The 22,874-nt window shown below is 36.7% G+C and carries 20 protein-coding genes; 19 read left to right on the top strand and 1 reads right to left on the bottom strand.

Features of this window, described 5'->3' with window-relative positions:
• Positions 1–76: 76 nt before the first annotated feature.
• From A5821_RS05585 to A5821_RS05540, 10 genes are all read left to right on the top strand, one after another.
• Positions 77–583: a DUF5590 domain-containing protein gene (locus A5821_RS05585; protein WP_086313592.1), complete on the top strand. Its 507-nt coding sequence runs from the start codon at positions 77–79 to the stop codon at positions 581–583.
• A 120-nt stretch (positions 584–703) separates the two neighbouring features.
• A complete protein-coding gene (locus tag A5821_RS05580; protein ID WP_086313591.1) occupies positions 704–1,894 on the top strand; it encodes a pyridoxal phosphate-dependent aminotransferase in 1,191 nt (396 codons plus the stop codon).
• 49 nt (positions 1,895–1,943) lie between these two features.
• Complete coding sequence (gene asnS / locus A5821_RS05575; RefSeq protein WP_034682849.1) at positions 1,944–3,242, top strand: asparagine--tRNA ligase; 1,299 nt, start codon at positions 1,944–1,946, stop codon at positions 3,240–3,242.
• Positions 3,243–3,424: 182 nt separating this feature from the next.
• Complete coding sequence (locus A5821_RS05570; RefSeq protein ID WP_086313590.1) at positions 3,425–4,324, top strand: hypothetical protein; 900 nt, start codon at positions 3,425–3,427, stop codon at positions 4,322–4,324.
• Between the two features lie 245 nt (positions 4,325–4,569).
• A complete protein-coding gene (murC, locus tag A5821_RS05565) occupies positions 4,570–5,907 on the top strand; it encodes a UDP-N-acetylmuramate--L-alanine ligase (RefSeq protein WP_086313589.1) in 1,338 nt (445 codons plus the stop codon).
• A 124-nt stretch (positions 5,908–6,031) separates the two neighbouring features.
• Positions 6,032–6,514, top strand: a complete 483-nt coding sequence (locus tag A5821_RS05560) for a MaoC family dehydratase (RefSeq protein WP_086313588.1) — start codon at positions 6,032–6,034, stop codon at positions 6,512–6,514.
• Positions 6,507–7,190 carry a Bax inhibitor-1/YccA family protein gene (locus A5821_RS05555; protein ID WP_086313587.1) on the top strand — a complete coding sequence of 228 codons (684 nt, stop codon included), beginning with the start codon at positions 6,507–6,509 and terminating at the stop codon, positions 7,188–7,190. Before A5821_RS05560 ends, A5821_RS05555 begins: the two co-directional genes overlap by 8 nt.
• Before the next feature lie 238 nt (positions 7,191–7,428).
• Positions 7,429–8,586: a bifunctional glutamate N-acetyltransferase/amino-acid acetyltransferase ArgJ gene (argJ, locus tag A5821_RS05550; RefSeq protein WP_086313586.1), complete on the top strand. Its 1,158-nt coding sequence runs from the start codon at positions 7,429–7,431 to the stop codon at positions 8,584–8,586.
• Positions 8,587–8,730: 144 nt separating this feature from the next.
• Positions 8,731–11,082: an ATP-dependent DNA helicase gene (locus A5821_RS05545; protein WP_086313585.1), complete on the top strand. Its 2,352-nt coding sequence runs from the start codon at positions 8,731–8,733 to the stop codon at positions 11,080–11,082.
• A 173-nt stretch (positions 11,083–11,255) separates the two neighbouring features.
• Positions 11,256–12,221, top strand: coding sequence for an asparaginase (locus tag A5821_RS05540; protein WP_086313584.1), 966 nt, complete (start codon positions 11,256–11,258; stop codon positions 12,219–12,221).
• A gap of 62 nt (positions 12,222–12,283) precedes the next feature.
• Here the strand turns inward: A5821_RS05540 and A5821_RS05535 are convergent, their stop codons facing one another.
• The gene (locus tag A5821_RS05535; protein ID WP_086313583.1) at positions 12,284–12,778 is read right to left on the bottom strand and encodes a YajQ family cyclic di-GMP-binding protein; all 495 of its coding nucleotides are present in this window, start codon (positions 12,776–12,778) and stop codon (positions 12,284–12,286) included.
• Positions 12,779–13,052: 274 nt separating this feature from the next.
• Here A5821_RS05535 and A5821_RS05530 point away from each other — a divergent pair, with 274 nt between their 5' ends.
• From A5821_RS05530 to A5821_RS05490, 9 genes are all read left to right on the top strand, one after another.
• Positions 13,053–13,982, top strand: coding sequence for a YitT family protein (locus tag A5821_RS05530; RefSeq protein ID WP_086313582.1), 930 nt, complete (start codon positions 13,053–13,055; stop codon positions 13,980–13,982).
• A gap of 226 nt (positions 13,983–14,208) precedes the next feature.
• A complete protein-coding gene (locus A5821_RS05525) occupies positions 14,209–15,822 on the top strand; it encodes an alpha-glucoside-specific PTS transporter subunit IIBC (RefSeq protein ID WP_086313581.1) in 1,614 nt (537 codons plus the stop codon).
• Between the two features lie 20 nt (positions 15,823–15,842).
• A complete protein-coding gene (locus A5821_RS05520) occupies positions 15,843–17,174 on the top strand; it encodes a 6-phospho-alpha-glucosidase (RefSeq protein WP_086313580.1) in 1,332 nt (443 codons plus the stop codon).
• A 102-nt stretch (positions 17,175–17,276) separates the two neighbouring features.
• Positions 17,277–18,050 carry a MurR/RpiR family transcriptional regulator gene (locus tag A5821_RS05515; protein ID WP_086313579.1) on the top strand — a complete coding sequence of 258 codons (774 nt, stop codon included), beginning with the start codon at positions 17,277–17,279 and terminating at the stop codon, positions 18,048–18,050.
• Positions 18,050–18,499, top strand: coding sequence for a hypothetical protein (locus tag A5821_RS05510; RefSeq protein ID WP_086313578.1), 450 nt, complete (start codon positions 18,050–18,052; stop codon positions 18,497–18,499). Before A5821_RS05515 ends, A5821_RS05510 begins: the two co-directional genes overlap by 1 nt.
• 214 nt (positions 18,500–18,713) lie before the next feature.
• On the top strand, positions 18,714–19,580 hold the full coding sequence (locus A5821_RS05505; protein WP_010764576.1) for a class II fructose-bisphosphate aldolase: 867 nt from the start codon (positions 18,714–18,716) through the stop codon (positions 19,578–19,580).
• 247 nt (positions 19,581–19,827) lie between these two features.
• Entirely contained in the window at positions 19,828–21,108 is a 1,281-nt protein-coding gene (locus A5821_RS05500) for a UDP-N-acetylglucosamine 1-carboxyvinyltransferase (RefSeq protein ID WP_086313577.1), read from the top strand.
• Positions 21,105–22,397, top strand: a complete 1,293-nt coding sequence (rho, locus tag A5821_RS05495) for a transcription termination factor Rho (RefSeq protein WP_086313576.1) — start codon at positions 21,105–21,107, stop codon at positions 22,395–22,397. The genes A5821_RS05500 and rho overlap by 4 nt, the downstream gene beginning before the upstream one ends.
• 98 nt (positions 22,398–22,495) lie before the next feature.
• Positions 22,496–22,765, top strand: coding sequence for a type B 50S ribosomal protein L31 (locus A5821_RS05490; RefSeq protein WP_025870994.1), 270 nt, complete (start codon positions 22,496–22,498; stop codon positions 22,763–22,765).
• Positions 22,766–22,874 lie beyond the last annotated feature (109 nt).

The following is a 22,874-nucleotide window of genomic DNA, read 5'->3' as shown; positions in this document are numbered from 1 at the left end:
ATTTGTCTGCTATCTATTAAATCAAACTGATTTTCTGCTATAATGGTAGCCAGTAAGTTTGGAAAGGGCGAGGCGATTGCAAGAACAAGAAGATCAACGTGAATCAAGGAAAACCAAGATCCTAATAAGTGTCATTGCGTTTTTATTAGTGATTATTGTGATGATAACTATTTTTTATATTCGTTCAACACATCCACGAACACAGGCGAAAAGAGAAGCAACAGAAATTGCAAAAGAATATGCACATTTGGAAACCGTCGATAATTTTTACTGGTTTACTAGAAAAGAAACCTATTTCAGTGTGACAGGTAAAGATGATAAAGGAGAATCACTGGTCGTAATCATTCCTAAATCAGGAGAAAAAGTCACTGTCCTAAATCAAAAAGACGGCGTAGAAGAAGGACATATCCGCCAGATCATTGAAACAGATTACAAAGAAAAAGATATCCAAAAAATCAGTTTAGGACTGTATAATGATAAACCTACGTGGGAAGTCATTACAAAAAATGATGATGGATCATTAAATTACTATTTATTATCATTTGAAAAAGCTGAAGAGATCATGGTCATTAAAAATGTCTGACGAGACAGTTTATAGAAGCGATTGGATGAAGAGTGGCAAAGCAACACTCAATTCAGATTTGACTTTATAGATCGAATTGATTCATCCTTCTTGTTGATAAAAAATGAATGGAGCGATACTATGGAAATATCGAATCGAGCACAAAAATTAGAACCCTCTGTTACGCTAGCTGCTGCCGCTAAAGCCAATGCGTTAAAAGCTTCCGGCAAAGATGTTTTAAGTTTAACAGTTGGTGAACCAGATTTTACTACACCTAAAAATATACAGAAAGCGGCAATTCAAGCGATCGAAAGTGGAAAAGCTAGCTATTATACGCCATCAGCAGGTATCAAAGAGTTACGTGAAGCTGTAGTAAAACATATCAAAACATATTATCAACTGGATTATCAAGCAAATAATGTGATCGTGACAGATGGCGCCAAATTTGCGTTATATCTCCTTTTTCAAGCGGTATTAAATCCAAATGACGAAGTGATCATTCCAGTCCCTTACTGGGTAAGCTATGGGGAACAAGTTAAATTAGCTGAAGGTGTACCTGTTTTTATCTCATGTGCTCAGGAAAAAGAATTTAAAGTGACTGTAGAACAATTAGAAGAAGCTAGAACGGATAAGACGAAATTATTGATTTTAAATTCTCCTTCCAATCCTACAGGAATGATTTATTCTGAAGCTGAATTGCGTAAAATTGGTGAATGGGCGGTACTAAATGATGTCTTGATCGTATCAGATGATATTTATGGTAGACTTGTTTATAATGGCGCTACCTTTACACCGATTGCGACAGTGTCTGAAGCAATCAAAAAACAAACGATCATTATCAACGGAGTTTCTAAAAGCTATGCCATGACAGGCTGGCGTATCGGTTATGCGGTGGGGGATGAAACAATCATTTCGGCAATGAATGATATCGCATCACAATCAACAAGTAATCCCACAGCTGTTAGCCAATATGCGGCAATCGAAGCTTTAGTTGGCGAGCAAGACACGGTTGAAACCATGAGAAAAGCTTTTGAAGCACGATTAAATGAGATTTATCCGTTGTTTGCAGCGTTGCCTGGATTCAAATTGGAAAAACCGCACGGTGCATTTTACCTATTTCCAAATATCAAAGAAACATTAACGATGTGCGGCTATACAGATGTCACTAAATGGGTGGATGATTTATTAGCAGAAGCACAAGTTGCACTTGTAACAGGTGCGGGGTTTGGCGCTCCAGAAAATGTTCGGATCAGTTATGCAACGGATTTAGATACATTAAAAGAAGCAGTTAAACGGATTGCAGCATTCATCGAAAAAAAATCAACGAAGTAAATTACTTAATTCGGGATAGGTAAAAGAATAAATGAATGGAGAGACGATTGTGGAACAAATTCAAATTATTGATTCAAAAAATCATGTAGGGGAAACAGTAAAAATAGGAGCTTGGATCGCTAACAAACGTTCAAGTGGAAAAATTGCGTTTTTACAATTACGTGATGGAACAGCTTATTTTCAAGGGATTGTAGTAAAAAGTGAAGTCCCAGAAGAAGTCTTTCAATTAGCGAAAAGCTTAACACAAGAAACATCAGTTTGGATTACTGGTGAAATCAGAGAAGACAGCCGCTCAAAATTTGGTTATGAAATTGGTGTTACAGGGATCGAAGTAATTGGTGAAAGTCATGAGTACCCAATTACACCTAAAGAACATGGCACAGACTTTTTAATGGATCATCGTCATTTATGGTTGCGTTCTTCACGTCAACATGCAATCATGCAAATTCGTAATGAAATTATTCGTGCAACCTATGAATTTTTCAATAACAATAATTTTGTTAAAATCGATCCACCTATTTTAACTGCCAGTACAGCAGAAGGTACAACTGATCTATTTGAAACAAATTATTTTGATCAAAAAGCCTATTTATCTCAAAGTGGACAATTATACATGGAGGCAGCAGCCTTAGCGTTTGGTAAAGTGTTCTCATTTGGACCAACATTTAGAGCGGAAAAATCAAAAACGCGTCGTCACTTGATCGAGTTTTGGATGATTGAACCAGAAATGGCCTTCATGCATCAAGAAGAAAGTTTAGAAGTCCAAGAACAATACGTAGCGTTCTTAGTTCAAAGTGTACTGGACAATTGTGATCACGCATTAGACGTGTTAGAACGTGATAGAGAAGTCTTGAAAAAATATACGCAATTACCATTCCCGCGTATTTCATATGATGAAGCAGTTGAATTATTGAAGAAAAATGGGTTTGATGATATTGAATGGGGCGATGATTTTGGTTCGCCGCATGAAACGTTTATCGCCAACTCATTTGACCGACCAGTTTTCATTTTGAACTATCCAAAAGCGATCAAAGCTTTCTACATGAAACCACATCCAACTCGTGACGATGTTGTGATTTGTGCGGATATGATCGCACCAGAAGGCTACGGCGAAATCATCGGCGGTTCTGAAAGAGCTATTGACCATGATTACTTATTGGAACAAATTCGTAACCACAATCTAGATGAAAAAGAATATTCTTGGTATTTAGATTTACGTCGTTACGGTTCCGTTCCACACTCAGGCTTTGGACTAGGATTAGAGCGTACCGTTACATGGTTGGCAGGCATTGAACATGTTCGTGAAGCAAGTCCATTCCCACGTTTGTTGAACCGTATTTACCCATAGAAATAAACATTCAGTTAGTCGTTGAACGAAGCATTATGCTTTGTTTCAGCGACTACTTTTTATGGAAATTAAAAGGTTCAAATAAAATTACAATAATAAAAAAGAAAAAGTAAGGTAAATTGTTTAGAATTCCGCTTTTTTATGGTAGAATTGACAGAAAGTAGAATAAAGGAATGACTCGAATGGAAAACCCAACTCAAATCAAAAGAAAACATTTTCGTTTTCCAGCTTATGACGATGAATTAGGCGTGAAATTAGTTTCTGAAAATAAACGAACATTGTTTCAAGAAGAACCAATGCTCTCTAAAACACCAACACAATCTCAACAAAGTACACCAGTAATAGATCCGATAAACGTCCAACCAGTGTTGCACAAACAACCAACACAAACAAATAATCAACATGTTTCTCATAGTCAGGAACAAGTTGCAGAATTGGCACGTCACAAATCCAATCTGCCGAATTATATGATGACTCATAATAAAACAACGTCACCAAAGCAAAAAAATAATCTATTTGGTAATATGCCAAAAAGAAATTCTTACGGTTTTGGTTCTCAACAATCTTCTAATAAAAACAAAGCAGCTTTTTCAAAGGATTTTACTTATGATACTCGTTCTTATTTTGTACCAAAGTATATTCCAGCGTCTGTCATTCCAGAAGAAAAAGCACCCGCTTTGACTGAGCAAGAATTGGCAGAAGCAATGAAAAAAGATCAAAATTCGTACTTGCTTTTTGACGATGAACCAGCGGCATTTCAAGTGAAGGGGAATGAAGATCCGACTGTTCAAAAATTTAACATTCCAAAAGACTCACCTGAAATTCCTGTAACAAGACGTCAATACCAACAAATCAAACCTGATATGGAACGATTTGGAAAAGAAGAAGATATTAGTCACACGTTGCCGCGTTCTAGAAAAGAGCTGAAGACGGCGAAAGAAAATGCTAAAAGCCAAACTGCATACGGTCAAAAAGTAGCAGAAGCAGAACATGAGAAAAAAAAGGGCATTTTAGATAAGTCCTTGAGTGGTATTATTAAAGATTCAAGTATGGAATTAGAGAATAGTAAGTATTTTAAGTGAAAAAGATCTGAGACAAAGCCAAATAGGCTTTGTCTCAGCTTTTTACTGTGATTCTTTATAATCGGCTAGACAGAACTTGACCCAGCAAAAATGCTGCTAGAAGCCTTTTTATTGTTGGAAAATAAACGATTAGGCGTTTTTTTTAGTTGATTATTTCACAATTATATACGATAATGGATTGCGTACGATTGAAAACTGTTTAAAAAAGCTACGTTTTATATAGACTTTAAGAGAAGAGGATTAAGATGAGCAATCAAGAAAATAAATTACATCATTTTGTTGGGATCAAAGGATCTGGAATGAGTTCATTGGCACTCGTATTGTTTGAAAAAGGCTATCAAGTGCAAGGATCCGATGTAGATGAATATTTCTTCACACAACGTGATTTGGAAAAAGCTGGTATTACTATTTTACCGTTTAATGCTGATAATATTACAAAAGATATGACTGTTATTGCAGGAAATGCATTTCCTGACACTCATGAAGAATTGGTACGTGCAAAAGAATTAGGAGCCGAAATTATTCGTTATCACGATTTTATTGGCCGTTTTATTCAACCTTATACAAGTGTTGCTGTAACGGGTTCTCATGGGAAAACAAGCACAACTGGGTTACTTTCCCATGTGTTGACAGGGATTGCACCAACAAGTTATTTGATCGGTGATGGAACGGGTCATGGTGATCCAAATGCTGAATTTTTTGCTTTTGAAGCGTGCGAGTATCGCCGTCATTTTCTAGCATATTCACCAGATTACGCAATCATGACGAATATTGATTTTGATCATCCTGATTATTTTAAGAGTATTGAAGATGTATTCTCGGCTTTTCAAACTATGGCTGAGCAAGTAAAAAAAGGGATTTTTGCTTATGGTGATGATAAATATTTACGTCAATTAAAAACGGATGTCCCAGTTTATTATTATGGATTAGCACAGGATGATGATATTCAAGCTAAAAACATTGAGCGGACAACACAAGGATCTTCTTTTGATGTTTATCACCATGACACATTTGTTGGGCACTTTGTCTTACCTGCTTTTGGGCAACATAATATCATGAATGCATTAGGTGTGATTGCTGTAGCTTATTTTGAAAAGTTAGATATGAAAAAAGTGGCTGAGGAAATGCTGACATTTGAAGGTGTCAAACGTCGTTTTACAGAGAAAAAAGTTTCTGACATGATCATTGTTGATGATTATGCACATCATCCAACTGAAATTATTGCAACGATCGATGGTGCTCGTCAAAAGTATCCTGATAAAGAAATCATTGCTGTTTTTCAACCGCACACATTCACTCGTACTATTGCATTGATGGATGAATTTGCTGAGGCGTTGGATTTAGCGGATGCTGTTTATCTTTGTGATATTTTTGGATCTGCCAGAGAACAACAGGGCGATGTGAAAATCGAGGATTTAGGAAATAAAATTCAAAAAGGCGGCCAAGTTATAAAAGAAGATAATGTGTCTCCGCTTTTAGACCATGAAAATGCTGTGATGGTCTTCATGGGAGCTGGAGATGTTCAAAAATTTGAACAGGCTTATGAAACGCTATTAAGCAACACAACTAGAAGTGTTCTATAAAAATAAACTTGAAGAAGAAGTTTCAGCAAACGTATTTTACGATTTGTTGAAGCCTCTTCTTTTTAACTTGCCTTTTGTCGTCATTTTGGTACAATTATCTTATCATTAGTGGAGGTGTACTAATTTGAATATCGGAAAACCGAGAAAATTAGGCAAAACCATCGAAGATATTGAGGAAGGCGATTCGCTGTCTTTAACCGAATCGATCGAAGATAAAGACTTGCTTCTTTATTTGGGCTTAACCAACGATGCCAATCCCTTATATATCCAACATGATTATGCCCAAAAAACAGAATATGGCAAACCAATCGTTCCATCGATTATGTTGATGGGAATCATTACCAGCGCAATTTCAAAACATTTACCTGGCCCTGGCTCTCATGTGGTCAATTTTTCAGTGAACTTCGTAGAACCAGTTTTTCATTATGAGACACTGACATTTCAATTTGAAGTGATCAAGGTAGATAAGATGAAAGATGTTGTGACGATTTCGATTGAAGCGGTCAATGAAGAAGAAGATCGAGTACTTGATGCGGTCGTAATGGTTCAGCCACCTCAAGTGACATTAGCGGATTTAGAGGAGAAAGAAGGAAATATAGATGAATAATGGAGCAGTAGCCAATGTTGGCTTGAACAAATTCTATTCAAAAATTTACGCATTTTTAGCGATGGGAATCGGGATCAGTGCGGTAGTATCTTATTTAGTTTTAAATGTATTTTTTATGGAAATCGTGATGTTTTTAGCCAAATATCCCTTTGCTTTTTATGGTATTTGGATCGCTGAGTTGGTTTTAGTTATCTTTTTAGGTGTTAAAGCTATGAAGAATCCAACTTTAGCAATCAGTGGTTTCATCCTTTACTCTGTGTTAAATGGTATTACATTAGCAGTTACTTTAGCGATGTATACAGAAGGCACGATTGTAACGGCCTTTGTTAGTGCAGCTGCTACATTTGGCGGTATGTCGTTGATCGGTATTTTTACTAAACGAGATCTTTCAGCAATGGGACACGCAGCATATAGCGCTTTGATCGGTTTGATCATCGCCATTTTCCTAAATGCTTTTGTTTTAAAGAGTGGACCAGTTGACTATTTGATTTCAATTTTGATGGTCATTATCTTTGCTGGAATCACAGCATACGATAACCAAAAAATTCGTACTCTATATACGCAAACTGGTGGACAACCAGGAACGGGTATCGCTGTATTCATGGCGTTACAATTATATCTTGACTTCATCAATTTATTCATAGCATTCTTGCGTATATTTGGTAAAAATAATTAATAAAGTGATAACTACGAAGCATCCAGATTTATCTGGATGCTTTTTTTGTATAAAAATGATCTGGAAATACAATTTTATGCGAGAATGAGTGTTTATTTTGCATAAAAAACCTTTATATTGGTATTTTTTGATATAAAATCCATTGACTATTACCGCTCTTTGCTTTATACTTTTATAAAATTGAGAAACAAAGTTCTATATTGAATACAAGTTGATCATGTACGGGAAGGTGTTATTGATGGGGAATTTTGAAAACATACCAAAGGGATTTAGGTTTTATGGAACGCATGTTGGAATCAAGAAAAAAAGAAAAGATTTTGGGTTGATCGTGGCTGATGATGTTTGTCACGCTGCAGCAGTTTTTACAAAGAATACATTTTGTGGCGAATGTATACCTATCGGGAAAGACCATGTGAAAAATGCTGAATTACAAGCAGTTGTAGTGACGAGTGGTATCGCCAATGTTGCAACTGGGAAAATAGGGAGAGAAAATGAATACAAAATTTTAGACTGCTTATCAGATAAGCTAATGATTAAAAAAGAGAATATTCTGCCTTCCTCTACAGGGATGATTGGACCTCAATTACCAATCGATGTTATTGAGGACTTTTTAGAAACAGAATCGATCGACCTCAAAGAAGACTATGAAGATTTCGCCCATGCTATTTTGACCACAGATCAACGAATCAAAGTTCGTAGCTTAAAAATTGGTGCTGCAACTATTTTAGGCATTGTCAAAGGCTCAGGAATGATTGAACCTAATATGGCAACGATGTTGGCCTATATTGTAACAGATGCAAAAATTGAGAAAGAAGAGATTCATTCTATTTTGAAAGTAGCTGTTGACCAATCTTTCAACACGATCAGCATCGATACAGATACAAGCACTAGTGACACTGTAGCACTTTTAGCCAGTGGTCATCATGAAATCAAACCGAGCGAATTACAAAAGGCGTTGGATCAAATTTGTAAGGAATTAGCTTTAGATGTGGTAAAAGACGCTGAGGGTGCTACGAAGACAATGTTTGTCACAGTGAAAAATGCTGAAACCAAGGAGCAGGCAAAAAATGCTGGGAAATCAATCATCAACTCTCCTTTAGTGAAAACTGCATTATTTGGTAACGATCCTAACTGGGGTCGAATTGCAATGGCCCTTGGTAAAACCGACGGCTTGATGTTTGACCAGAATAAAGTTGAAATTTTTTATGGAACATACCCGATTTTTTCAAATAACAAAGAAAAAACACAAAATATCGATCAAATCACAGAGTACATCGAACAAAATGAAGATATCTATTTAACGGTAGATTTACATCAAGGAGTAGAAAATTTTGAAGTAATTGGCTGTGATTTAAGCTATGAATATGTCAAAATAAATAGTGATTATTCCACTTGATTTATGTTGTGAATTGTTGATCTTTTAACTAAATAAAACAAGGAGTTTTTATAAGGAGAGGACAAAGTAGTTGTATATTGTTCTCTCCTCTTTTCTTTTACGAATGTATGTTCTATAATAAAAGCAGGATAGGTGGAGTTGAACATGCAGAATACGCAAAGAATCGCAGTCCGCAGATTAGTGGAGTTTATTTTACGCAGAGGCAGTATCGATGCTCGGCATACAAGTGAACACACCGCATTAGAAGGTGCTAAGATTCACCGGAAGCTTCAAAAGAAAGCTGGTGAAAATTATCAAAAAGAAGTTAAATTAGCCATTAACATAGAATTGAATCATCAAGCATACATAATTGAAGGTCGAGCGGACGGTATTTTTATTGATGATAAAAAACGGACAGTGATTGACGAGATCAAAACATCGGAACCAGCATTTTCTGATTTGTTAGAAGAACAAATAGACATGTATTGGTATCAAGTGATGTGTTATGGACATATTTATTGTCAGCAAGAGGACTTGGAGTCAATTACATTACAGTTGACCTATTATCAAACAACAACGGACGATATTACTCGCCAAGAAAAAGAATTTAGCAAAGAAGAACTAGAAGAATTCTTTGATGCTTTGACCAAAAAATACGAACAATGGTTGATCTTTAAGGCAAATTGGCGTAAAATTCGGAATCAGTCTTTACAGGATTTATCTTTTCCTTATGGAGACTACCGAGCAGGACAAAGAGAATTAGCAGTAGCAGTTTATAAAACAATTTTAAGTGATCAAAAGCTTTTTGTTGAAGCACCGACTGGAACAGGTAAGACCATTTCAACCTTATTTCCAACTTTAAAGGCAATCGGTGAGGAACAAGCGGAAAGAGTTTTTTATTTAACTGCTAAAACGATCACGCGCCAAGTGGCAGAAGATGCAGTAGAAGCAATGAAACAAAAGGATATGAAATTAAAAAGTGTGACGCTAACAGCTAAAGATAAGATTTGTTTTTTGAGTGAGCGCAATTGTACGCCAGAAGCTTGTCCTTTTGCGAATGGTTATTATGATCGTTTAAATGAAGGGCTCTGGGATTTATTAAATAATGAACATCAATTTACCCGTGAAGTTATTGAATTTTACGCACGAAAGCATACGTTATGTCCATTTGAATTATCGTTAGATGTTAGTCTGTGGTGCGATTTAGTGATCTGTGATTACAATTATTTATTTGATCCAGTTGTTTATTTAAGACGTTTTTTTGAGGACCAGACTGAAGTCAAAGAGAATATTTTTTTGGTAGATGAAGTGCATAACTTAGTCAATCGTTCACGGGAAATGTATTCAGCGGAGCTATCTAAAAATAAGCTATCCGCATTGAAACAAACACTTGATAAAAAACAAACCAAACTGGTTCGGGCACTTAGCAAAATCGAAAAAGAATTTGATAAAATCAAACAGATCTGTGAGGAAGAAGGAAAAGAATTTCTACATCAACATGGACCAATTGATTCTCTAGTTAAAGTGGCCTATTCATTAGTTGAAAAAATCAAAGAGTGGCTTCCGGAAAATCAAGATCATATTGAGCTGAATCAAGTCTTATCTGTTTATTTTGAATTGTTGAATTATACTAAAATCAGCGAAGGATATGATGATCATTATTGTACGTATGTAAATTGTCAAAATCATGACATCATCGTGAAACAATTTTGTATAGATCCAAACTATTTATTACAACAAAAACTAGATAAAGGGAAAGCCAGCATTTTATTTTCGGCAAGTCTAACACCGCTAGATTACTATCAAGAGATTTTAGGTGGTGGGGAAGACAGTTTGCGTTATCGAATCCCAAGTCCTTTTCCAAAAGAAAATCAGTTATTAGTAATCGAAAAGTACATTCAGACTACATACAAAGAACGCGCGGATAATCATGTTAAGATTGTAGATAGTCTGACGAATATGATCCAGCAAAAAACGGGAAATTACTTCGTGTTCTTTCCATCGTATTCCTATATGGATAGCATTTATGAACTATTCAAAGAAAAAAATCCTCAGGTCAAAACCAAAATTCAGGCAAGTATGATGAATGAAGCAGAACGGGAAGCATATTTAGCTGATTTTGAGTTGGACCCAACAGAAACTTTAGTTGGTTTTTGTGTTTTAGGAGGAATTTTTTCAGAAGGGATCGATTTAAAAGGAAGCCGCTTGATCGGTACGGCAATCGTGGGAGTGGGGCTGCCGCAAATCAATCATGAACAAGAGCTGATCAAAGGATATTATGATCAGGAAAAAAATCAAGGCTTTCAATTTGCGTACCAGATACCTGGGATGAATAAAGTTTTGCAAGCGGCAGGTCGAGTTATCAGAGATACTGATGATAAAGGAGTCGTATTACTTTTGGATCAGCGGTTTTCAACACTGCCTGTTCAACGTCTCTTTCCGCCTCATTGGAATCAGGTCCAAACATCTTTTTCTCATGAGCGGACAAAACAGCTGATGCACGATTTCTGGCAATGACTTAAACAACTGATGATAGGAAAAAATGTCACTTGCTGTTATACTAAAACAAGGGTTACTATAATAACAAGTGGACAATTAATTTGAGAAACTATAAAAAGCCGAAGCAGCAATTATCGGCTCTTTTTTGAGCGAAGAGTTATCTAAATAAATGAATGACAGGGAGACTAAAAATGAAAACAATCTTAGTATTACATACAGGCGGCACAATATCGATGTCAAGAGAAGCAGATGGTAATGTGACGACGAATCATACGAATCCATTACTTAACCAAGAAGAATTGTTAGCAGGAAAAGTCAATTTAGTTGTAGAGCCGATTTTTAATATTCCGTCTCCTCATATGACTTTAGAAAGAATGTTAGAGCTGAAACAACGCATCCAAAAAGCATATACTGAAAAAATCGATGGTGTGGTGATCACTCATGGAACGGATACATTAGAAGAAACGGCTTATTTTTTAGATATTACATTGGAACATAAAATTCCTGTTGTATTAACTGGAGCTATGCGTTCAAGTAATGAAATTGGGACAGATGGCTTATACAATTTCATCAGTGCAGTTTGGACAGCCAGTTCAGATGAATCATATGGGAGAGGTGTGCTTGTTGTGATGAATGATGAAATTCACACAGCGCGCTATGTGACAAAAACTCATACGACAAATGTTGCGACATTTCGCACACCGACATTTGGTCCTATCGGTATGGTTTCTAAGGAGCGTACTTTTTTCGCTAGTGAAGTGCGCCCGCAAGAAGTTTGTGATATTCAAAATGTCAGTGGAGAAGTCTACGTGATCAAAGCTTATGCTGGCATGGATGGAAGTTTGTTTGATCTAGTAGATAATGATCAAACAGATGGTATTGTGATAGAGGCTTTAGGTGCAGGTAATCTTCCACCTGAAACATTGCCTGCGCTAAAGAGGCTTTTAGCTAGAAAAATTCCGATTGTTTTAGTTTCCCGCTGCTCCAATGGAATCGCCGAAGATATTTATGATTACGAGGGTGGTGGCGTTAACTTAAAGAAAATGGGAATCATTTTTTCTAGAGGACTAAATGGACCAAAAGCGCGAATTCGATTGATCGTTGGTCTGAATAGTGGAAAAAACGCTCAGTCATTGTCTGATTTTTTGAGTGAATAAACGAAAATAAAAAGCATAATAAGCTAGGAAAAAAGTTTCTTTCGGCTCATTATGCTTTTGTATTAACGGAAATTTGTAAATTGCAACTCTACAGGTAAGTCTAAATTTCTAAGCAAAGCAATTACTTTTTGCAAGTCATCTCGACTTTTGCCAGTGACTCTGATTTGATCTTCTTGAATCTGTGATTTGACTTTAATACCAGAATTTTTGATTGCAACATTGATCTTTTTAGCATTGTCTTTGTCGATTCCGCTAATCAAATCACCGTATTGACGTGAGGCTCCTCCAAGAGCTTTTTCACTTGTTGAAAAGTGAATATTTTTGATAGGTACTGCGCGTTTGACTAACTTACTGAACAAGACGTCTTTTACTTGCTCGATTTTATAATCATCTTCTGCGACCACAACTAATTTATTGTTTTCTAACTTTATATCTGCGATCGATCCTTTAAAGTCAAAACGATTTTTGATTTCTTTCATTGCGATTTGGATCGAGTTTTTGACTTCTTCCATATTCATTTCTGATGTTACATCAAAACTTGCTTCTTTTGCCGCCATTTGCGTATCTCCTCTCATTATTTCTTACTTTTATAGTACCATTAAATGGGGAAGAAACAAGTATAAAAAGCATTTTTGACAAGAGAGGTAAGTCAAGAGCTATAGGCGGACTAAAGGAGACGTTCGCAAGAATAAAATAATCCTCATTTTCATCTTTTTTTCTTTTCTTTTATTGAGCAACCTGTTATTCTAATGCGTGGGATCTTATGTTAGAAATTAAAGCATAAGTCTGGAAAGAATAGCTATAGCTTTTCAGAAGATTGGGAGGTTTTGGATGAGTAAGTGGGTTATTTCATATAAAAAAAGTGAGACATTGAAAAAGTTTGCTGTGATTTTTGTTACCGGAATTTTAGTAGCAATCAGCTTGAACTTTTTTTTGATTCCTGCAAAAGTTTTTTCTGCTGGAATGAATGGAGTTGCGCAAATTATCGCAACGTTATTGCATACACATCTAGGGATCACGATAGATACGGGTCTTTTTATTTTGTTACTAAATATTCCGATTTTTGTTTTAGGCTTTATGAAGCTTGGGAAAGAATCAACGATTTACAGCTTTTTAAATGTAGCTTGGGTTTCCTTAACGACGATTTTGATTCCGATCGATGTCATTACAACCAATCCTTTGATGAATGCAATCGCTGGTGGTGTATTGATTGGAATCGGTGCGGGATTGTCACTTAAAATGGGATTTACTACTGGTGGAATGGATGTTATTTCATTGGTGTTATCGAAAACAACTGGTAAAACGGTTGGCAATTATATGTTTATGTTAAATGGTATCATTGTGGCAATCGCAGGATTTGTGTTTGATTGGGAAAGTGCCCTATATACGATTATTTCAATTTACTGTATGACCCAAGTGGTTGATACGATTCATACAAGCCATCAAAAGATAACGGCGATGATCGTAACAGTTCAACCAGAAATTGTGACACAAGCAATTTCAAAACAGATGATTCGAGGAATGACGTTGCTTCCGTCAATGGGAGGTTATTCTGGTGTTGAAGGACGAATGATCATGATGGTGATCACACGCTATGAATTGTATGATTTGGAGCAAATCGTTTATGCCGTAGATGAGAATGCCTTTATGAATATTATCCCTACACACTCTGTATTGGGCCGATTTGCCAATGAAGATGAACAACGGATTTTTAAAAGTACAGGAAGTTTTCCTGAATTGAAAAAGCATAAGAGAAAGTAAACGTATATCAAGTTTCATAAGATGTCTAGTATTTGTCAGACGTTTTATGAAACTTTTTTTGTTGTGTGATCATTTTTGTTTTTTTTTGGTAATTTTCCCACTGGTTGACACTTTTTCTCTTGTTACTAACTAGCTTCCCAAAAGGTTTGATAAGGATTGAAAGCGCATTCTCAGGGTGGTATAAATAACGTGTAAAACAAATACACAGAAGGAGGGTGTTTCACTAGTGATGGAAAAAGTGCAGCGGTTTGGAGGAGCAATGTTTACTCCGGTATTATTATTTTCTTTTTCGGGTATTATGGTAGCGCTGGCGATCATTTTCAAAAATCCGATGATCGTCGGAAGTATTGCAAATGAAGGAACCGTTTGGTATGGGATTTGGTCTGTTTTAGAAAGTGGGGCTTGGACGGTATTCAATCAAATGGAATTATTATTTGTTATCGGTTTACCGATTGGTTTGGCTAAAAAAGCCAATGCTCGAGCAGCAATGGAAGCATTTGTTATTTATCTGACGTGTAATTATTTTATTAGCAGCATGTTGGCCTATTTTGGTTCATTCTTTGGTGTTGATTTTGCCCAAGAAGTTGGCGGGGAGAGCGGTATGAAAATGATTGCTGGTATCAAAACCTTAGATACTGGAATTATTGGAGCGATTTTTATTTCGGCAATCGTAGTTTGGTTGCATAATCGTTACTTTGATACCAAATTGCCGGATTTCTTAGGGATTTTTCAAGGTTCTTCATTGATTGCGATTTTAGGATTTTTCGCAATGTTGCCGATTGCTTTTCTAATTTGTCTCATTTGGCCGAAAATTCAAATGGGAATCGGATCGATGCAGACTTTCTTAGCAAGTGCGGGAACTTTTGGCGTTTGGTTGTATACTTTTTTAGAAAGAATTTTGATTCCTACAGGACTACATCATTTCATTTATACGCCGTTTGTCTTTGGTCCAGCTGTTGTTGAAAATGGTATTACCAAATACTGGATGGCTCACTTGAATGAATATGCGCAAACCACAACACCAATCAAACAATTATTCCCACAAGGCGGTTTTGCGTTACATGGTAATTCGAAAATCTTTGCCTCACCAGGAATTGCAGCAGCCTTTTACTTCACAGCGAAACCTGATAAGCGGAAAAAAGTATTAGCGATTTTGATCCCTGTGACCTTAACAGCTGTGTTGGCTGGTATAACGGAACCATTAGAATTTACCTTCCTGTTTGTAGCACCCCCGTTATTTGTTTTACATGCTGTGTTAGCTGCAACAATGGCTGCAACGATGTTTTTCTTCGGCGTAGTTGGAGATATGGGAGGCGGGTTTATCGATTTATTAGCGAAGAACTGGATTCCGTTGTTTGCTAATCATAAAGGGATGATTTTTACCCAATTGCTGATAGGTCTATCATTTACCTTGATTTATTTTATCGTTTTTCGGGCATTGATTTTGAAATTTAATTTTGCTACGCCTGGAAGAGAAGAAGAGCAAGAAGTTAAATTATATAGTAAAAAAGAGTACAAAGAAGCGAAAAAAGCAGGAACTTTGGGTGATGTTGCTATTGCTGGTGCGAATCAGTATACAGAACAAGCTGCTATTTATCTAGAAGCTTTTGGCGGTAGTGATAACATTGAAAAGGTGAATAATTGCGCCACTCGCTTGAGGATCACTGTGAAGGATGAAGGCATAGTTTTACCTGATAGTGTCTTTAAAGAAGGCGGAGCTCATGGTGTAGTTAGAAGCGGTACAGCATTTCAAGTGATCGTCGGTTTAGATGTTCCTCAGGTGAGGGAGCAATTTGAAAACTTATTAGCGTTAGGAAATGAAACACAACCAAACGAATAGAAGACAAGGAGCTGGAAGAAATGAAGAAATTTTCAATCGTAATTGCAGGGGGAGGAAGTACGTTTACCCCGGGAATCGTTTTGATGTTATTAGATAACCTAGAAAAATTACCAATTAGACAAATCAAATTTTATGATAATAATCCGCAGAGGCAAAAACAAATTGCGGATGCCTGTGAAATCATTATTAAAGAACAAGCGCCAGAAATTGAATTCCTCGCAACAACAGATCCAAAAACAGCTTTTACAGATGTTGACTTTGTGATGGCTCATATTCGTGTCGGGCTTTATGCAATGCGAGAAAAAGATGAGAAAATCCCTTTAAAATATGGTGTTATCGGTCAAGAAACTTGTGGACCTGGCGGAATAGCTTATGGGATGCGCTCGATTGGCGGCGTGTTGGAATTGATCGATTATATGGAAAAATACTCACCAGAAGCTTGGATGCTAAACTATTCTAATCCAGCTGCAATTGTAGCTGAAGCAACTCGAAAGTTACGACCTGAAAGTAAAATCATCAACATTTGTGACATGCCAGTTGGGATTGAAGAAAGAATGGCGAAATCAATCGGTTTAACTTCAAGAAAAGAGATGGTTGTTCGCTATTATGGGTTGAATCACTTTGGTTGGTGGACTGATATTCGAGATAAAAAGGGCAATGATCTAATGCCGAAAATCAAAGAACATGTAAAAGAGTATGGCTATTCATTGAAAGAAGAAGTAGAAGAATCTCAACATACCGATGCCAGTTGGATGCATACTTTTGCTAAGGCTAAAGAAGTCTATGCCGTTGACCCGACTACATTGCCAAATACGTATTTAAAGTATTATTTCTATCCCCAAGACGAAGTAGCACATGCCAATCCAGAATATACAAGGGCTAATGAAGTGATGGCTGGCCGTGAAAAACATGTTTTTGGTGAATGCAATCGCATTACCCAAGCTGGGACAGCTGAAGGAACAACCTTAGAAGTGGATGAGCATGCATCTTATATTGTAGATCTAGCCAGAGCTATCGCCTATAATACGCACGAAAGAATGTTGTTGATCGTTGAAAATCAAGGAGCTATAGTCAATTTTGATGAAACGGCAATGGTGGAAGTTCCTTGTATTGTTGGCAGTAACGGACCAGAACCCATTGTTCAAGGGAAAATCCCTCGTTTCCAAAAAGGACTGATGGAACAACAAGTTGCTGTTGAAAAATTGGTAGTTGAAGCGTGGACAGAAGGTTCATACCAAAAATTATGGCAAGCACTAATGTTGTCAAGAATTGTTCCAAATGCTCGGATCGCACAAGAAATTCTAGATGATTTAGTAGAAGCTAATAAAGAGTTTTGGCCTAAGCTGTCATAGGCATGATTCAGTGTCGTTTTCCTTAGAAAATTCCCTTAGTATCGTTTTGATTTTTCATCCTTTATACTAAGGGAGTAAAACTAAGGAAAAGAGGGATCGAATATGAATTTAGAAACATTGATGCACAAACACCAAAAACAATTAAGTGAAATGGACTGGGCGATTCTGGGCTACATTTTAGAAAATGAACAAGAGAGTATGCGTCTAAGTATCGTTGAGTTGGGTGAAAAAGTCCACAGCTCAAAATCCTCTATTTTACGTTTAACTAAAAAGTTGGGTTTTTCTGGTTATTCAGAATTTAAGTACTTTATGCGACAATCTAAGCAAAACAACATTGGAACAACAGGAACAGATTTAATCTGTCTACAAACAAAAGATATTGAAAATACAGTCAAATTGGCACAACAAACAGATTTTACGTCATTGAGTAAAGCGCTCCAACAAGCCAATACTGTTTACTGCTATGCGACTGGCTACTCACAAAGAAAAGTAATCGAAGAGTTTTCCAAAATGCTGATGGTTTGCGACAAACGCTCCATTATAATTCCAGTAAAAACAGAATTGGATATCAGCATGTCAATGATCACAAAAGAAGATATCGTTTTATTTGTATCTTTAAGTGGAGAAACGGATGATGTCAAAGAAAATATCCTATCTTTAAATGCTCGAAAAATTCCTATTGCAGCAATTACAGCTTTTTCACATAATTTTTTTGCAGAACATGCTCAATATGCATACTTTTATTACTCAACACCATTTACAGTTTCTGGAAAAGAGCATATAGCACAATCACTAGTAGGATTAAGTGTATTGATGGACTTGATTTATCGAAAATATGTTACTTATTTAAATAAAGAATTTGAGGAGGGCATTTAATGACACTATTTTTGCATCCAGTTAAAATAAAGCGAATATTGTTTGGTTATTGGTTGGCTGTTCCGTTGCTGTTTGGCTGCTATAGTTTGATTTTAGCAACAGTTAAACAGATTTCACTTATTACTATTTTTACGAGTATTCCGAGTTTGGCGTTAACAAGCATTGTCGTTTTGTTAATGATTTTTCAGCTCTTTGGCTTATACATCGTTGGTGATTTGTGCGAATATCGAAATTCTTTGTTAGGTTTCTATTTGAAATTCAATATGGTTCAGCAATTATTGACATTGAATATTCCTGGATTTCTATTTTGTTTATTTTTTTATCGTAGTTTATTAGTTGGGAAGGAAAAAGCTGAGTTGTCAAAGCAAATGAAATGGACAGCGTTTAGCTTAATGGGATTTATCAGCATCATAACTATTTTGGTTGTTTTGATTCGTTTATCATTATAATGTTTAGTAGAGTGAAGCCAGTATCTAGTACTGTTTCGCTCTTTTTTTGGACAAAAAGCAGCAAGTGTCTACAGTTTTGTGAAAGTCTGGACAAAAGTTTTCTGAAAAAGGCAATTTTAGTAGAAAAGTACTAAAAAGTCTGCTAAAATATAACTGTTGGTTAAGGATAGCCTTAACAAATAAAGTTTTTTTAAAACTTAGGAGGAATTTTATTATGCCATTAGTATCAGGAACTGAATTTCTTAAAGCAGCACGCAAAGGCGGCTACGGTGTCGGAGGATTCAACACAAACAACCTAGAATGGACAAAAGCGATTCTTGAAGCTGCAGAAGCTAAAAAAGCGCCAGTTTTGATCCAAACTTCTATGGGTGCGGCTAAATACATGGGCGGATACCAAGTATGCTACGATTTAGTTAAAGACTTGATCGATTCAATGGGCATTACTGTACCAGTTGCTCTTCACTTAGATCACGGTGAATATGAAGATGCATTAGAATGTATCGAAATTGGTTATACTTCAGTTATGTTTGACGGATCTCACTTACCATTTGAAGAAAACATCGAAAAAGCAAAAGATGTTGTTGCCAAAGCACACGCTAAAGGCGTTTCTGTAGAATGTGAAGTTGGTTCAATCGGCGGCGAAGAAGACGGAATCATCGGTTCTGGCGAGTTAGCTGACGTACAAGAATGTGTACAAATGGTTGCTACAGGTATTGATTACCTAGCATGCGGAATCGGTAACATCCACGGTTCATACCCAGAAAACTGGACTGGTTTAGCATTTGACCACTTACAAGAAATTGCTGACGCTGTTGGTGACATTCCATTAGTATTACACGGTGGTTCAGGTATTCCTTTAGAGCAAGTTCAAAAAGCAATCTCTATGGGTGTTTCTAAAATCAACGTTAATACTGAGTGTCAAGAAGTATTTGCAGCAGCAACTCGTAAATACATTGAAGAAGGTAAAGATCTTGAAGGTAAAGGTTTTGACCCTCGTAAATTATTAGCACCAGGAACAAAAGCTGTTACTGAATTAGTTGAACAACGTATCGAATGGTTCGGTTCTGCTAACAAAGCATAATTGATTTTTATATCAAGTAAAAACTGAGATTACAGATTTGCTGTAGTCTCAGTTTTTTTATTTTTAAAAAGAGCCATTGTACAAAAATTTTGTTTAAAACTGAGCAAAAATCAACTAAATGACGAAAAATAGCGAAAGGGAATGGCTGTTGGCTTTTTTATTGCTCTTTAATGTGTTAGAATAGTTTGGGTATATTATAAAAAAAAAATAAAACTATTTGTTTTACATAGATAGGTGAGAATAATAAATGAAAAAAATCGTAATCAATGGCAATCGTCCATTAACAGGAGAAGTATCGATCAGCGGGGCTAAAAATAGTGCAGTTGCACTGATTCCAGCAGCTATTTTAGCGGATTCACCAGTAACTTTAGATGGTGTCCCTGATATTCAAGATGTCCATTCATTAATTGAAATTTTAGAAATCATGGGTGCTAAAACAACCTTTACTGACAATACACTAGTCATAGATCCAACAGAAATTGTTTCTGTTCCAATGCCTAAAGGCAAAATAAATAGCTTGCGCGCATCCTACTATTTTATGGGTTCATTATTAGGGAAGTTTGGAGAAGGTGTCGTTGGACTCCCTGGGGGCTGTTATTTAGGTCCTCGTCCTATCGATCTTCATATCAAAGGTTTTGAAGCGCTTGGTGCTAAAGTAACCAATGAACATGGTGCAATGTATTTAAGAACTGAAGATGGTCTTCACGGAACGAGAATATTTATGGATATGGTTTCGATTGGGGCGACGATCAATGTGATGTTAGCCGCTGTTAAAGCAGAGGGCAAAACAATTATTGAAAATGCTGCTCGTGAACCAGAAATCATCGATGTTGCCACGCTATTAAATAATATGGGCGCAAATATTCGTGGTGCAGGAACGGATATTATTAGAATCGAAGGCGTTGAAAAATTACATGGTTGCCGTCATTCAATCATTCCTGATCGAATCGAAGCAGGGACATATCTGGCTTTAGCTGCTGCGATGGGTGAAGGAGTGAAAGTTCGTAATGTGATTTATGAACACCTAGAAAGCTTCATTGCCAAATTACAAGAGATGGGCGTGAAAATGACGATCGAAGAAGATATGATCGAAGTTCATCCTTCTCATGATTTAAAAATGACCACTGTTAAAACATATCCATACCCAGGCTTTGCGACTGATTTGCAACAACCGATTACACCTTTGATGTTAAAAGCCAAAGGGACAGGTGAGGTTATTGATAGTATCTACGCACAACGGACTAAACATATTCCAGAATTAGTGCGAATGGGTGCAGACGCTTCGATTGAAGGCAATATGATCGTAATCAATGGACCTACGCAGTTACATGGTGCCGAAGTTGTAGCATCAGATCTTCGAGCAGGTGCTTGTTTAGTGATAGCAGGGTTGATGGCAACAGGTACCACAACAATTTATAACGTAGAATACATTTTACGTGGTTATGACCACATTATTGAAAAATTAACGGCACTTGGTGCTGATATCCAAATGATTGAGACCGAAGAAGAAATCGAGGTGGCTAAATGAGTGACTATTTAACAATGGCGGAGCTTGAAAATAGTACACTAAAGGATATTTATTCTTATGCTAAAGAGTTCAAGATCCCTTATTATAGTCAAATGAATAAAAAAGAGTTATCTTTAGCTGTTATCAGAGCACAAGCAGAGAAACAAGGCTTTTTCTTCATGGAAGGAATTTTAGATATTGTTTCTCAAGACGGTTATGGTTTTTTACGTCCAATCAATTATGGACCTAGCGCTGAAGATATTTATATCTCTTCTTCACAAATCCGTCGATTTGGCTTAAGAAACGGCGATAAAGTTGCTGGAAAAGCGCGCCCTCCTAAAGAGTCAGAACGTTATTACGGTTTGATGCATGTTGAAAGTGTCAACGGGAAAGATCCAGAAGAAGCAAAAGAACGTCCCCATTTTCCAGCATTAACACCGCTTTACCCCGAAAAACAAATCAAATTAGAAATAACTCCTGGTAGAATGTCAACACGCATGATCGATATCTTTTCTCCTGTTGGTTTTGGTCAACGAGGCTTAATCGTTGCCCCTCCTAAAGCAGGGAAGACAAGTGTATTAAAAGAAATTGCTAATGGAATCTCAGAAAACTATCCAGATGTGGAATTGATTTTGCTCTTGATCGATGAACGACCAGAAGAAGTTACCGATTTAGAACGAAGTGTTAAAGGCGATGTCGTTTCTTCAACATTCGATCAACAGCCTCAAAATCATACACGTGTTTCTGAATTAGTCTTAGAACGCGCGATGCGTTTAGTTGAAGATAAGCGCGATGTCGTTATTTTAATGGATAGTATTACACGTTTAGCTCGTGCTTATAACCTAGTGATTCCAGCAAGTGGACGGACATTGAGTGGTGGGATCGATCCTGCAGCATTTTATAAGCCAAAACGTTTCTTTGGTGCTGCTCGAAATATTGAAGAGGGCGGCAGTTTGACGATTCTTGCCACGGCTTTAGTAGATACAGGTAGTCGAATGGACGATGTTATCTTTGAAGAATTCAAAGGAACTGGGAATATGGAACTACACTTATCTCGTGATTTGGCAGATCGTCGTATTTTCCCTGCAATCGATATCAAGAAATCAGGTACTCGCAAAGAAGACTTATTAATGTCAAGCGAACAACTAGAAGAAACATGGAAGTTGCGTAATCATATGACAGGGGATTCTTTAGAGTATACAGAACAATTCGTTAAATTTTTGCGTAAAACGAAAAACAATCAGAAATTCTTTGAAGAATTCCACGATGTCTCTTTTGGCAAACAAGCGAAAAAAAATATTAAAAGATAATTGCATCGATAAACGAATCATGCTATTATAGTACTGTTGTATACCGACAAATAAACTCTGATACAGCAAATGGATCAGGGCAAAGGAGCGAAAAGACTATGAAACAAGATATCCATCCAGAATATCACCCAGTTATTTTTATGGACTCAACAACTGGTTTTAAATTCTTGTCAGGTTCTACTAAGCACTCTGACGAAACAGTTGAATGGGAAGACGGAAACACTTATCCTGTGATTCGTGTCGAAGTTACATCTGACTCTCATCCATTTTACACTGGACGTCAAAAATTTACACAAGCAGACGGACGTGTGGACCGTTTCAACAAAAAGTATGGTATCAAAGATGCCAACGCCAACCCAGAAGCTTAATTCAAACAGCAATGGTTATAAGACGCAGCTCATTTATGAGTTGCGTCTTATTTTTTGTTCTTTTAAAAAAAGTTAAGTTAAGAAGCTTTTTATTATGAATTATTCTTTT

Origin of the sequence: Enterococcus sp. 7F3_DIV0205 (assembly GCF_002141365.2) — a bacterium.
Taxonomy (GTDB): Bacteria; Bacillota; Bacilli; order Lactobacillales; family Enterococcaceae; genus Enterococcus_L; species Enterococcus_L palustris.
This window is presented reverse-complemented; position numbering and strand designations above follow the sequence as displayed.